The sequence below is a fragment of the Nostoc sp. genome (genome assembly GCF_036918015.1).
GTDB lineage: Bacteria > Cyanobacteriota > Cyanobacteriia > Cyanobacteriales > Nostocaceae > Nostoc.
The window spans coordinates 95,318-111,361 of sequence record NZ_JBALEO010000066.1 but is presented as its reverse complement, the minus strand read 5'-3'; the positions used below and the strand labels follow the sequence as shown (position 1 = coordinate 111,361).

At 41.4% G+C, this 16,044-nt stretch carries 3 protein-coding genes; all 3 read left to right on the top strand.

The genetic code is table 11. From position 1 onward, the window contains the following. A partial coding sequence (locus V7K61_RS16365) for a trifunctional serine/threonine-protein kinase/ATP-binding protein/sensor histidine kinase (RefSeq protein ID WP_335054653.1) occupies positions 1 to 4,241 on the top strand: 4,241 nt, incomplete at its 5' end. An 87-nt stretch (positions 4,242 to 4,328) separates the two neighbouring features. Next, positions 4,329 to 9,974 carry a trifunctional serine/threonine-protein kinase/ATP-binding protein/sensor histidine kinase gene (locus V7K61_RS16360; protein ID WP_335054651.1) on the top strand — a complete coding sequence of 1,882 codons (5,646 nt, stop codon included), beginning with the start codon at positions 4,329 to 4,331 and terminating at the stop codon, positions 9,972 to 9,974. A gap of 243 nt (positions 9,975 to 10,217) precedes the next feature. Further along, positions 10,218 to 16,019, top strand: a complete 5,802-nt coding sequence (locus V7K61_RS16355) for a trifunctional serine/threonine-protein kinase/ATP-binding protein/sensor histidine kinase (protein WP_335054649.1) — start codon at positions 10,218 to 10,220, stop codon at positions 16,017 to 16,019. The last annotated feature ends 25 nt before the right edge of the window (positions 16,020 to 16,044 follow it).

Here is a 16,044-nt window from a genome sequence, read left to right as displayed (position 1 = left end):
TTGGCGAACAACCAGCCGCCATAGAATTATCAGGAATGGCGGCAGAAAATAGATTTAATTTCTTGTTTCAAAATTTTATCCAAGTTTTTACCAGTCCTGAACATCCCTTAGTGATGTTTTTAGATGATTTGCAATGGGCAGATTCAGCATCACTGAAGTTAATGCAGCTATTGATGGCTGATACAAAGCATATGCTGTTAATTGGTGCGTACCGTGATAACGAAGTCAACCCAGCACATCCATTGATGTTGACTTTGAGTGAGATTCAAAAAAACCAAGCAACGATTAATACGATTACTTTAGCACCACTGAATCAAATCATAGTAAATCAATTAGTTGCTGATACACTTAAATGTACAGAAAGTTTGGCATCGCCTCTTTCTCAATTAGTCTCTCAAAAAACTCAAGGTAATCCGTTTTTTGCCACCCAGTTTCTCAAAGCATTGCATCAAGATAGGCTAATTGAATTTACCCCTCCAATCCCCCCTTACCAAGCAGGGGGGTGGCAATGTGACATCGTACAAGTAAATCAGCAAGCGGTTACAGATGATGTTGTGGCTTTTATGAGTTTTCAATTGCGAAAACTACCACAATCAACTCAACAGATATTACAGTTAGCTGCTTGTATTGGCAACTCTTTTGATTTAGAAACTTTGGCAATTGCTTCTGAACAATCCCAAATTGAAACGGCTTCAGATTTGTGGAAAGCGTTGCAAGAAGGGTTGATTTTACCGATTAGTGATGTTTATAAGTTTTATCAAAATTCGTCATTAGTCACTTGTCATTGGTCATTAGAAAACAACAAACAAATGACAAATGACATAGGACAAAAAACAGCTTCATATAGATTTTTACATGACCGAGTACAGCAAGCTGCCTATTCCCTGATTCCCGACGATCAAAAACAAGCAACTCACCTCAAAATTGGAAAATTACTACTGCACAGTTCCTCAGAAGTAGAACTGGAAGAAAAGCTGTTTGATATTGCCCTACATTTAAACCAAGGAATTGAGCTAATCACCCAACCGCAAGAACGGGAAGCCTTAGCCCAACTTAACTTCAAAGCTGGAATGAAGGCGAGAAATTCTACAGCTTATACTGCGGCAAAAATTTATTTGCAAACAGGGATTGAAATACTCACAGTCAACTGCTGGCAAGATCAATATGAATTGACTCTGAATCTCCATGTTGCTGCTACCGAAGCCGCTTATTTGAATGCTGATTTTGATGGCATGGAAAAAATAGCAGCACTGGTGTTACAAAAAGCTGAGACGATTTTAGACAAAATCAAAATTTACCAAATTCAAATCGTCGCCCAGACAGCCCAGGGCAAGATATTAGAAGCGATCGCAGTCGGAAGAGATGCACTCTGGCAATTGGGGGTTGAACTCCCCACTGCACCTGACGAAGCCAAAATTGCTAAAGCGCTGCAAACCGTAGCTAGTCTTCAAGGTGATAGAGGGATTGAGGAATTAGTCGATCTACCTGTAATGAGCGATGCCTGCGGCGGGCAAAGCCAACGCCAGACTCAGGCAGCTATGCAACTGTTAGGAATATTATTTTCACCGATTCTACAGGCAATGCCCGGATTACTGCCCATACTGAGCGCAACGATGGTGAGTTTATCAATTCAGTTTGGGAATGCACCAGGATCAACGGTGGGTTATGCGATTCACAGTATGGTGTTGTGTGCTTTTTTGCAAGAAGTGAAAACAGGCTATAGCTTTGGGCGATTGGCAATCAGCTTGCTCGATCGATTTCATGTCGGGGAATTTAAGTGTAAAGTTCTACTTCTGTTTGCGGCTTGGGTTCAACATCATCAGGAATCTCTCAAAGCAACGATGCTGACGATGAAAGATGGCTATGCAACTGGTATAGAAACTGGTGATTTTCTCAACGCTGGCTATAACTCCCTCAATTACCTCATTGCCAAATTTTTTGCTGGGGTAGAACTGGACGTTTGGGAACCGGAAATAGCAGCTTACAGGGCTGTCTTAGTGCAGGTAAAACAACATTCTGCCCAGACTTATTTAGATATAATGCAGCAGACTGTGCAGAACTTGAGGGAAGCCCGTATTCTGTCGGATTGCTTAATTGGCACTGCCTACGATGAAACGGCGATGATTCCTAAGCACCATCAGGACAAGGATCTCTCGGCGATCGCTATTGCCTACACTTACAAGCTGATGCTTGCCTACTTTTTTGGTAACTACACGGCTGCCCTAGACTATAACGCCCAAGCCAAACAGTATTTAATGGCAGTATCAGGGATGATTTTTATTCCCATTTTTCATTTTTATACAGCCCTGACGCATTTGGCACTCTTATCCACACACCCAGAGTCAGAGCAAGGCGAATTTTTGTCTTTGGCGCAAACCCATCAAACCATTTTGCAACAGTGGGCGCAAAATGCCCCGATGAATCATCTGCATAAATGGTATTTAGTTGAGGCAGAAAAACATCGGATTTTTGGCAATAAAGCCGAAGCAATTGAACATTACGATCGCGCCATCATTGGAGCCAAAGAAAATGATTATATTCAGGAAGAAGCGCTGGCTAATGAACTCGCTGCAAAATTTTACCTCGACTGGGGTAAACAGGAGATTGCCCAGGCATACATGACGAAGGCTTACTATGGCTATGCTCGTTGGGGTGCAAAAGCCAAAGTCGCTGACTTGGAAAGACGCTATCCCCAACTCTTGGCTCCGATTCTCCAAAAAACTCGCACTACCTTCTCGGTTAACGAAACCGTCTTCGCATTAGGAACAGTCACCTCCACTAGTTCTTCTAGTTCTTCCTCCAGCGTCTCCGATTCCCTCGATTTAGCTGCCATTCTCAAGGCTTCCCAAAGTATCTCAGGTGAAATCGAACTGGAAAAACTGCTCTCATCGTTGCTTTCTATCGTCATCGAAAATGCGGGGGCTGATAAATGCGTGCTAATGCTCTTGCGAGACGATTGCCTGCTGATCAAAGGGTCAATTATTGAGGGTTCCGAGCCGGTTGTGTTGCAGCGCCTTCCGGTTGAGGAGAGTCAAGATATTCCCCTAAAGCTGATTTACAAAGTCAAGAACAACAGACAGACTGCTGTGCTGCTTGATGCGAGTGCCGATCCGACCTTAGCTAATGACCCGTATATCATGCGTCAGCAGCCTAAAAGTATCTTGTGTAGCCCAATTTTGCATCAAGGTAAGTTGATGGGCATTTTATATCTAGAAAATAATTTAGTAACGGGAGCGTTCACCAGCGATCGCGTGGAATTGCTCAATTTACTTTGCGCTCAAGCGGCGATTTCTTTGGAAAATGCTCAATTGTATGAGCGATCGCAGAACTATGCCCAACAGCTAGAGCAGTCATTCGCCGAATCGCAGCAAAAATCAGAAGATTTGCAACAAGCATTGCAAGATTTACAACAAGCTCAATTACAAATGGTGCAAAGTGAAAAAATGTCTGCGTTGGGTAACTTAGTTGCTGGTGTAGCTCACGAAATGAATAATCCTCTCGGTTTTATTGCTGCTAGTCTAAAACAAGCTAAACCAACGTTTACTGATATTATCGAACACTTGAAATTATATCAATCAAGTTTACCCAACAAAAATGAGGACATTATTTTTCACGAGTCAGAAATTGATTTGGAATATACATTAGAAGACTTGCCAAAAATGATTGATTCCATGACGATAGCGTGCGATCGCCTCAAAAACATCAGCACGAGTTTACGTACTTTCTCTCGTGCAGACCAAGATTACAAAGTACCTTTCAATATCCACCAAGGGATTGATAGTACTATTCTTATTCTCAAACATCGCCTCAAAGCCAATGAACAACGTCCTGCCATTGAAGTTGTCACCAATTACGGTAATTTACCTCAAATTGAATGCTTCCCCGGTCAATTAAATCAGGTGTTTATGAATGTTTTAGCAAATGCTATTGATGCCTTGGATGAATCTATTCAGGAACGTAGCTTTGAAGAAATTCAACTCAATCCTAACTGCATTACAATTACAACCTCAGTCGAAAATAGTCTAGTTAGAATTGCGATCGCTGATAATGGTAAGGGGATGAGTGAAGAGGTGAAATCAAAAATATTTGACCATTTATTTACGACGAAAGCTGTCGGGAAAGGGACAGGGTTAGGGTTAGCGATCGCTCGTCAAATTGTCGAATTAACCCACGGCGGAAAATTGAGTTTTAACTCGGTTCTGGGTAAAGGAACAGAATTTATCATTGAAATCCCGGTATAGTTTAGGACTCAGATACCCGACTTCGCGCAAGTTGTCGGGGATCTTTTTTGGGAATACTAAATCTGGAAGTATTAAGGATTTAGCAGCATGGTTAGCACTTTAGTCAGTATTCCCGGATATCGCATCTATGATTTACTCTACAATGGTTCCAGAACCCTGGTTTATCGAGGGGTTCGAGAGACTGACTCGTTACCTGTAGTGATTAAACTGCTGAAAAATCCTTATCCCAGCTTCTCTGAACTCTTGTCGTTTCGCAATCAATATACCATTGCCAAAAATCTTAACCATCCGGGAATTATTCAAACTTATAGCCTAGAACCATACCAAAATGGCTATGCGCTGGTGATGGAAGACTTTGGGGGCATATCCCTTAAGGATTTTGCCAAGGTAGAGAGGTTACATATAACCTCTCTAAAGGAATTTTTGCTCTCTGCTATATCTCTGTGTAACACATTAGATATTGTCATTCGTCATCGCATTATTCATAAAGATATTAAACCCAGTAATATTTTAATTAATCCCGAAACCAAACAAGTTAAATTAATTGACTTCAGTATTGCATCTTTGCTACCAAGAGAAACCCAAGAAATTCAAAATGCCAACGCTCTAGAAGGCACGCTTGCTTATCTTTCGCCAGAGCAAACTGGAAGGATGAATCGGGGAATTGATTATCGCAGTGATTTCTACTCATTAGGTGTCACATTTTATGAATTACTTACTGGAGTTTTACCATTTATCTCAGACGATCCGATGGAGTTGGTGCATTGTCATCTTGCCAAAAATCCTATTGCCATACATCATCAAAATCCCAATATTCCCTTAGTTTTATCTGAAATCATCAGCAAGTTAATGGCGAAGAATGCCGAAGAGCGCTATCAGAGTGCCTTGGGAATCAAGCATGATTTAGAAATTTGTCTAAGTCAATTACAAGCCACTGGAAATATTGAATATTTTACATTAGGAGAGCGAGATATTAGCGATCGCTTCCTCATCCCCGAAAAACTCTACGGCAGAGAAACCGAAGTATTAACCCTCCTCCAAGCATTTGAAAAAGTCAGCCTTGGGACAACAGAAATGATGTTGGTAGCAGGTTTTTCTGGGATTGGGAAAACGGCCGTTGTCAATGAAGTTCATAAACCCATTGTCCGGCAACGCGGTTATTTTATTAAAGGGAAATATGACCAATTCCAGCGCAATATTCCCTTTTCGGCATTTGTGCAAGCATTCCGAGATTTAATGGGGCAATTGCTTTCAGAATCAGATGCACAACTACAAGCCTGGAAAACTAAAATTCTCGAAGCCGTTGGCGACAATGGACAAGTCTTGATTGACGTAATTCCCGAACTAGAACGCATTGTTGGTACTCAACCTCCAGCTATAGAACTATCAGGGAGTGCTGCCGAAACCCGCTTTAATCTGCTGATGCAGAAATTTGTGCAAATCTTCACAAGTGTTGAACATCCCTTAGTGATGTTTTTAGATGATTTGCAATGGGCAGATTCTGCATCGCTGAAATTGCTGCAATTATTGATGTCAGAAACAGGACATTTATTAATCTTGGGTGCATATCGGGATAATGAAGTCTCACCGGTTCACCCATTCATCCTGACTGTAGATGAAATCGTCAAAACTGGGGCAGTGGTTAATACGATTGTTCTGCAACCGTTAAGCGAACCAGATATTAATCAGTTGGTGGCAGATACGCTGAATTGCGAATTATTGCTAGCCCAACCTTTGACAAAATTAGTCTATCAAAAAACTCATGGTAATCCTTTCTTTGCTACCCAGTTTCTCAAGGCATTAAATGACGATCATCTAATTACCTTTGACCCCCCTCAATCTCCCACCCCCCTTGGTAAGGCTACGGTGTACACACAAGTTATCGAATCACTACCAGTTCTCGAATTACCCCACCCTAACCCTCCCCTTGTCAAGGAGAGGGAACTAGATTTTCTTGTTTCCCCCCTTGACAAGGGGGGATTAAGGGGGGTAAAACCCGGATCTCAAAGTAACTCCGATTTGTGTGTACACGGTAGCCTTGGTAGGGGGGTAAAAGGGGGGTGGCAGTGTGATATTGCCCAAGTCAGAGCCTTAGCAATTACTGATGATGTGGTCGAGTTTATGGCACTGCAATTGCAGAAGTTGCCGAATAAAACTCAGAATGTTCTCAAACTAGCAGCTTGTATTGGAGCGCAGTTTGATTTGAATACGCTGGCGATCGTTTCAGAACAATCCCTAGAAACAACGGCGGCTGATTTATGGAAAGCGTTGCCAGAAGGGCTGATTATTCCGAATACGGAAATCTATAAGTTCTTTATTCAATCTGACAGTACCTCGGTTTCTAATGCCGCAGCTAATCCGATTTATCGGTTTTTGCATGACCGAGTTCAACAAGCAGCTTATTCCCTAATTCCTGATGACCAAAAAAAAGCAACCCATGTCAAAATTGGACAGTTACTTCAACAAAACTTTTCCGAAATAGAACGAGAAGAGAAACTGTTTGATATTGCCTTTCATTTGAATTTAGGAATTGAATTAATTAATCAACAACAGGAACGAATAGCCTTAGCGCAACTTAACTTAAAAGCTGGCAGTAAAGCCAGAAGTTCAACTGCATACACTGCCGCCAAAGTGTATCTACAAACTGGAATTGATTTACTAGAGGTCGATTGTTGGCAACATCAATATGAACTAACTCTGAATCTGTATGTGACGGCTGCGGAAGTTGCTTATTTGAATGGTGACTTTGAGGGTATGGAACAGCTAGCCGCAGTGGTATTGCGACAAGCACAGACCATTTTCGACAAAGTGAAAATCTATGAAATTCAAATCGTGGCACAGACGGCTCAGATCCAAATATTAACGGCGCTGGCAGTGGGAACAGAGGCTTTAGCAGAATTTGGGGTGGATTTCCCGACGGAAGTAGACGAAGCTTTGATTGACAAAGCCTTACAAGAACTTAACCAGCAACTAAATGGCAGAGAGATTGCTGGGTTGATCGATCTGCCCGTGATGAGCGATCGCACCGCGATCGCCGCGATGCAATTGTTAAGAATGTTGATTGCACCTGTGTTCCAGGGAATGCCAGGTTTACTACCCCTGTTGAGCGCGACGATGGTACGATTGTCGCTCCAGTTTGGCAATGACAAAGCCTCGACAGTCGGCTATGTGATTCATGGCATGGTGCTATGTTCAATTCTTTGCGAAGTCGAAACAGGCTACGAGTTTGGTAAATTATCACTCTCCTTGCTGGAGAGGTTGAATGCTCAGTCGATGAAATGCAGCACTCTCAACATGTTTGGGAATTTCATTCAGCATCACCAGCAATCATTCTTGGCAACGCTACCAACCATGAAAGATAGTTACATCATTGGTATGGAAACAGGTGATTTTCTCTTTGCTGGCTACGGCATAGCAAATTACGCCTATGTTGCGCTTTTTGCAGGTGTAGACCTGGACACGTTGGCATCGGAATTGACTGGTTACAGTGCTGCCCTGGCTCAATTGAAACAAGATTCAGCGCGGATTATTTTGGGCATGGTGCGGCAAACAGTGCAGCAGTTCAGAGAAACGGTGAGCCAGCCGGATTGCTTAATAGGCACTGCCTACGATGAAACGGTGATGATTCCTAAGCACCACGAAGATAAGAATCTCACAATGATCGCCTTTGTATCTACTTACAAACTGCTGCTTGCTTACTACTTTGGTAATTATCAGGCTGCCCTCGACTATATCATCCAAGGCAAGTCCTATTTGATGGCAGCATCGGGAATGGTGCATATTCCCACTTTCCATTTCTATGCAGCCCTGACGTACTTGGCACTTGTTCCCACAAAGTCAGACATTGAGCTTTCTGTAATTCTCGCCGAGTTTAAAACATATCAAACTATTCTGCATCAGTGGGCGCACAATGCCCCGATGAATCATCAGCATAAATGGCATCTCGTGGAGGCCGAAAAGTGTCGAGTTTTCGGTAACAAATTGGAAGCAATGGAGCAGTACGATCGCGCCATTCAACTCGCCAAAGAAAATCAATTCCTTAACGAAGAAGGATTAGCCAATGAACTAGCCGCTAAATTCTATCTGGATTGGGGCAAAGAAAAAATCGCTCAAACCTATATGACTGAAGCTTATTATTGTTACACCCGTTGGGGAGCAAAAGCTAAAGTTGTTGATTTAGAAACCCGCTATCCCCAACTACTCGCCACAATTTGGCAAAAACAGCAACCATCTTTTACATCTACGGAAACGATGATTGCGATCTCTTCTCACACGATTCAGACTTCTAGCTTCAATAATGCTAGCCTCTCCGAAGCCCTGGATCTGGCGACTATTCTCAAAGCTTCTCAATCTCTGTCGAGTGAAATTGAGTTGGATAAATTACTCTCAACCCTACTTGAGGTGATACTGGAAAGTGCGGGAGCGGATAAATGTGCGTTGCTGATGCCTTCAGGCTCACGCTGGGTAATTGAGGCATTATCTCAACTCGATCAACCTGCTATTCTCTTGCATTCGCTGCCCTTTGACGATGGTCAAACAGTACCCGTTACCCTAATCAATCGGGTCAAAAATACCCTCACCTTGACTGTAATTGAGAATGCAGTAGTTGAGCCAACCCTAGCGGCTGACCCTTATATTATTCGCCATTCACCTAAGAGTATTCTCTGTGCGCCAATTCTCAACCAAGGCAAATTGATTGGCATTTTGTACCTAGAAAATAATCTGACAGTGGGAGCATTTACGAGCGATCGCTTACAAGTTCTCAAACTCCTCACGACTCAAGCAGCGATCTCTCTAGAAAATGCCCAACTTTATCGCCAATTAGAGGAATATTCCCATACTTTGGAGCAAAAAGTCGAAGAACGCACCCAGGAAATCACACGTTCTTATACTCAGCTAGAATCAACCTTAGAAAAACTATACTCGACTCAAGCCAAGCTAATTCAAGCTGAAAAAATGTCCGGTTTGGGACAGCTAGTTGCTGGAATTGCTCATGAAATTAATAATCCGATTAATTTCATCTATGGCAACTTAGAACCAGCCAGTGAATATGTTGCTTCCTTAATTGAATTAAATAACTTATATCAGAAATACTATCCCCAACCGTTGCCAGAGATTGCCGCAAAAATCACCGATATAGAACTAGAATTTCTGGTGAATGATTTACAAAAGCTACTCTTGTCGATGAGAACAGGAGCAGATCGCATCCGTCAAATTGTGCTGTCACTGCGAAATTTTTCCCGTTTGGATGAATCAGAAATAAAATCAGTAGATATTCACTCTGGTATTGATAGCACGCTGTTAATTTTGCAACATCGACTTAAAAACAATAGCAAGCATTCCGAGATTACAGTTATTCGAGAATATGCAAATCTGCCTTTAGTCAATTGTTATGCTTCAGCTTTAAATCAGGTGTTTATACATCTGATAAATAATGCCATTGATGCTTTACAAGAATCAAAGGTAAATCGCACACCTACTATTAGAATTCGGACGGAATTTTTAGAACCCAAAAAAGTACTAATCCGCATTGCAGACAACGGTGTAGGGATGAGCGAGTCGGTGCAAAATAAGATGTTTAATCCATTTTTTACTACAAAGCCGATTGGTAGTGCTACAGGTTTGGGATTGTCAACTAGCTATTCGATTGTAGTAGAAAAACATGGAGGTCAGTTAAGCTGCATTTCTAAACTAGGAGAGGGAACAGAATTTTTCATTGAAATTCCGTTATAAACCTCGTCTACCTTGAGAACCGTAGTTTTGTAGGTTGGGTGCAGCGATCGCGTAACCCAACATAAAATTTGGTGGTAATGTTGGGTTGCATTTCACTCCACCCAACCTACATATATCTTTTAAAAAACTCTAGGTTTCAACATAGATGAGGTTTAGTTTAGTCCTCAGATACCCGACAACTTGCGCGAAGTCGGGGATGTTTTTTGGGAATACTAAATCTGGAAGTTTTACAGATTTAGCAGCATGGTTAGCACTATTGTCAATATTCCCGGATATCGTATCAGTGAAGAACTCTACAATGGTTCGAGAACCCTAGTTTATCGAGGGGTTCGAGAGACTGACTCATTACCTGTAGTCATTAAACTGCTGAAAAATCTTTATCCCAGTTTCCATGAACTCTTGTCGTTTCGCAATCAGTATACCATTGCTAAAAATCTCAACTCACCGCTAATCGTCCAAACCTACAGTCTAGAACCCTATCAGAATGGCTATGCGCTGGTGATGGAAGACTTTGGGGGGATTTCTCTCAAAGATTATTTCACCTCACCAGAGACGCCATATATCGCGTCTATAGAAGAGTTTTTACGAATTGCGATCGCACTCTGCAATACCTTAGATGTACTCTACCGGGAACGCATTATTCATAAAGATATTAAACCAGCGAATATTTTAATTAATCCCGAAACCAAACAAGTTAAATTAATTGATTTTAGTATTGCATCTTTATTACCACGAGAAACGCAAACTTTGATAAATCCCAATGGATTAGAAGGGACACTCGCTTATATTTCACCGGAACAAACTGGTCGAATGAATCGGGGGATTGACTATCGAAGCGACTTTTATTCTGTGGGAGTAACTTTCTACGAATTACTGGTAGGAAAGTTACCTTTTGAATCCACAGATCCGATGGAGTTAGTCCATTGTCATATTGCCAAAAATCCACCGAATTTAAGTGAAATAAAGGGGAGAACAATTCCACGAGTTTTGTGTGATATCGCGATCAAACTGATGGCGAAAAATGCAGAATTTAGATATCAAAGTGCCTTGGGACTGAAATTTGATTTAGAAAAATGTTTAGATCAGCTACAAGTTTCTGGTAGGATAGAAGACTTTGAAATTGCACAGAGGGATGTGTGCGATCGCTTCATCATCCCCGACAAACTTTATGGACGAGAAACCGAAGTATCAACTCTACTCCAAGCATTTGAAAGAGTCAGCCTGGGTGCAACAGAAATGATGCTGGTAGCTGGGTTTTCAGGAATTGGTAAAACAGCTGTTGTCAACGAAGTTCATAAACCGATTGTGCGGCAACGGGGCTATTTTATCAAAGGTAAATATGACCAATTTCAACGGAATATTCCATTTTCTGCCTTTGTGCAAGCCTTCCGGGATTTAATGGGGCAATTGCTAACAGAAAGTGACGTTCAAATTCAGCAATGGAAAAAGAAAATACTATCAGCAGTTGGCGAAAATGGACAGGTAATTATTGAAGTCATCCCCGAATTATCAAAAATTATTGGTGAACAAGCACCCGCCATAGAATTATCAGGAACTGCGGCACAAAATAGATTTAATTTATTATTTCAAAAATTCACTCAAGTCTTTACCAGTGCTGAACATCCCTTAGTGATGTTCCTTGATGATTTACAATGGGCAGATTCAGCATCGCTGAAATTAATCCAGTTATTAATGGCTGATACAAATCATCTTTTATTAATTGGTGCATACCGTGATAATGAAGTAGATCCGGGACATTCATTAATGTTGACTTTGACTGAAATTCAAAAAAACCAAGCAACGATTAATACGATTACTTTAGCACCACTGAATCAAGTAAAAGTGAATCAATTAGTTGCTGAAACACTCAAATGTCCAGAAAATTTGGCATTGACTCTTTCTCAACTAGTATCTCAAAAAACTCAAGGCAACCCGTTTTTTGCAACACAGTTTCTCAAAGCATTGCATCAAGAAAACCTCATTCAATTTGATTTTCATTCAGGCTTTTGGCAATGTGACATAGCACAAGTGATAACTCTTGCAGTTACAGATGATGTTGTTGCTTTCATGGGTTTTCAATTGCGAAAATTACCACCATCAACCCAACAAGCTTTGCAGTTAGCCGCTTGCATTGGCAACCAGTTTGATTTAGCAACTTTGGCAATTGTTTCGGAAAAATCAGAGGTAGACACGGCTGCGGATTTATGGAAAGCATTACAAGAAGGGTTAATTTTACCGATTAGTGATGTTTATAAGTTTTACCTCAGTCAAGAAACCCTTGCACATCCATCAGAAAATCAAGAAACTGTCACCTACAAATTCTTGCACGATCGCGTCCAACAAGCCGCCTATTCCCTAATCCCTGATGAGCAAAAACAGGCAACTCACCTGAAAATTGGACAACTCCTACTGAATAATGCCCCAGTCACAGAACAGAACGAAAATCTGTTTGAGATTGTCAATCAACTCAATATCGGCAAATCCCTAATTATTGAGCCAGAAGCGCAAATAGAACTGGCTCAACTGAATTTGAATGCTGGGGAAAAAGCTAGAGATGCCACAGCTTATAGTGCGGCATTGGAATATGCCACCACAGGTATAGCTTTGCTAAATTCCCCCAACTGGCAGACACATTACAACCTCACCTTGGCACTCCATGAATTGGCAACAGAAGCTGCCTACATGAGCATCACTTTTGAGCAGATAGAAAAATGGGCAGAGATTGTTTTGCAACAGGCAAAAACTGCTGTGGACAAAATGAAAGTCTATGCCGTCAAAGTCCAAGGTTACATGGCGCAAGTCAAAAAACTAGAAGCAGTTAATATCGGCTTAGAAGCACTGGAATTAGTCGGGGTAAGTTTACCTAAATCACCTCAACCCTCAGATATTCAGCAAGCCATTACTCAAACTGTCAGCAATCTCCAAGGGAAGAAAATAGAAGATTTAATTAACCTACCGCTAATGACAGATATGGAAAAGCTAGCAGCTACAAAAATGTTAGCCAGTATCTTTACTCCTACCTATCAAGCTGCACCAGCACTGCTACCGTTAGTAACCTGTGAATTGATGAATTTATCCATCAATTATGGAAATTCACCTTTCTCTACTTCAGGTTACGTTTTTTATGGAATGTTACTAAATTCAGTATTTCAGGACATTGAATCTGGTTATCAATTTGGCCAGTTAGCGATTAACCTAGCAGAACAATTTAATTCTCTAGAGATCAAAGCACATATATTCCATTTGGTAGGAGCTTTGTCGATTCATGGCAAAGCTCACATCAGAGAAACATTGTCAATTCTTTGGGATAGCTACGAAAGTGGAATGGAATGCGGAAATTTTGAATACGCTGGCATCTCTGCCATGATCAGATATGAATATGCTTATTTTATGGGGCAGGAACTAACAGCTTTAGCACAGGAAATAGCTTTTGTTAGTGATGCTCTGACTCGGATTAAGCAAGAAAATGCTTTAAGTTGGCATCAAATTACTCAACAATCAGTATTGAACTTGTTAAATCCCTCAGGAAATTCATGTAGTTTACGGGGTGAAGTTTTCAACGAGGAAACCCGGTTGCCACTTATGAAGCAGGTTAATGATCGAAGTGGAGTTAATTACTTGTATCTTAATCAACTAATTCTTTGTTACCTGCTGGGAGAATATCAACAAGCACAGGAAAATTCCCTGGAATGCGAACAATATTTAGATGGGGTACAGGGAATTATGTCAGTTCCAGTATTCTATTTCTACGATTCTTTAACCCATCTAGCCATCTATCCTTCTGTACCAGGTTCCCAGCAAGAAGACATACTAAGTCGAGTGACTAAGAACCAAGAAAAGATGAAGCTATGGGCAGATCATGCACCGATGAATTTTCAGCATAAATTTGATTTAGTTGCCGCAGAACAGTTTCGTATTCTGGAAAATAAAACTGAGGCCATAGAATATTACGATCGCAGTATTACTCTTGCTAAAGAACACGGCTACATTCAAGAAGAAGCCCTCGCTAACGAACTAGCAGCTAAATTCTACCTTGACTGGAGCAAACAACGCATAGCTGGGGAATATATGACCGAAGCCTACTACGACTATGCTCGTTGGGGTGCTAAAACCAAGGTTGCTGACTTAGAAAGACGCTATCCGCAACTCCTCGCCCCTATCCTCCAGCAAAATCGTTCTTCCCTCTCAACTAACGAAACTATCTTCGCCTTGGGGAGTGTCACCTCCACCAGTTCCGCCACTTCCAGCAGTAGCAGTATCTCTGTAGCTTTAGATTTAGCTGCAATTCTCAAAGCTTCCCAAGCTATCTCAGGCGAAATCGAACTCGAAAAACTACTTTCATCCTTGCTTTCCATCATCATCGAAAATGCGGGGGCTAATAAATGTGTGTTAATGCTGTTGCGAGACTCGCGCTTGTTAATTAAAGGCTTAATTACCGAGGGGTCAAAGCCAGTTGTGTTGCAGAAAATTCCCGTTGAAGACAGCCAGGAAATTCCCTTAAAGCTAATTTACAAAGTCAAGCACGACAAACATACTCTTGTCCTGCTGGATGCGACAGGTGATATAACCTTAGCCAACGACCCATATATCATCCGTCAGCAGCCAAAGAGTATCTTGTGTAGTCCGATTTTGCATCAAGGTAAATTGCTGGGGATTTTATATCTAGAAAATAATTTAGCGACGGGAGCATTTACAAGCGATCGCGTCGAACTTCTCAACTTACTCTGCGCTCAAGCGGCGATTTCTTTGGAAAATGCCCGACTTTATGAGCGATCGCAGAACTATGCCCAACAGCTAGAGGAATCACTGAACTCATTGAGTGCGAGTAACTCTCGCTTCCATAGCTTGGTAAACAATGTGCCTGGGGTAGTTTTTCAATATCCCATGAGTGCCGATGGGGTTATATCGTTGAGCTACATTAGTGCCGATTGTTACAACTTGCTGGAAATTACCCCAGAACAAGCTATGTCCAATTGGCAGTTTTTCACCAATATGGTGCATCCAGATGATGTCGTGAGTTATCGGCAGTCCCAAACTCACACCATTCAAACCGAATCTTCCTGGCATTGGGAAGGGCGAATTATCACCCCATCAGGAATTATCAAGTGGATTCATGGGGAATCTCAAATCCAAAGATTTGCTGATGGGTCTATGGTTTGGGATGGATTGTTTTTGGATATTAGCGATCGCAAACGAGCAGAGCAAGAACTGCAAAATGCCCAATTACAAATAGTGCAAAGTGAAAAAATGTCTGCGTTGGGTAATTTAGTCGCAGGCGTAGCTCATGAAATGAATAATCCCCTCGGTTTTATTGCTGCTAGTCTCACACAAGCTAAACCCACCCTAGCTGATATTGTTGAACACTTGAAACTCTATCAAGAAAATCTACCAAATCCAGCCGAGGAAATTATTGAACACGCCGAAGAAATCGACTTGGATTATACCTTATCAGACTTGCCTAAGATGATTGATTCTATGTCTATGGCGTGCGACAGGTTGAAAAATATCAGCACCAGTTTAAGAACTTTCTCTCGTGCCGATCAAGATTACAAAGTGCCATTTAACATTCACGAAGGTATTGATAGCACGATTTTAATTTTGAAACATCGTCTCAAAGCTAATGAACAACGTCCCGCCATTGAAGTTGTGACAAATTACGGTGATTTACCTCAAATTGAATGCTTCCCAGGGCAATTAAATCAGGTATTTATGAATCTGCTCGCAAATGCTATTGATGCATTGGATGAATCTAATCAGGGACACAGTTTTCAGGAAATTCAAACTAGTCCTAACTACATTACCATTACAACCTCGGTTGAAAACAATAGCGTTAAAATTACTATTGCTGATAATGGTAAAGGGATGAGCGAACAAGTCAAATCAAAAATATTTGACCATTTATTTACTACAAAAGCTGTGGGTAAAGGTACGGGGTTGGGGTTGGCGATCGCTCGGCAAATCGTTGAAGAAACTCACGGCGGAAAATTAAGTTTTAACTCGGTTCTAGGTGAGGGTACAGAATTTATCATTGAAATTCCGGTATGAATCTCGGACACTCTTTGTTCGCAGC

What these genes read in the sequence shown, in the direction of transcription:
- V7K61_RS16360 (WP_335054651.1), top strand. Translation starts at nt 4,329, where the DNA reads ATGGTTAGCACTTTAGTCAGTATTCCCGGATATCGCATCTATGATTTA.
- V7K61_RS16355 (WP_335054649.1), top strand. Translation starts at nt 10,218, where the DNA reads ATGGTTAGCACTATTGTCAATATTCCCGGATATCGTATCAGTGAAGAA.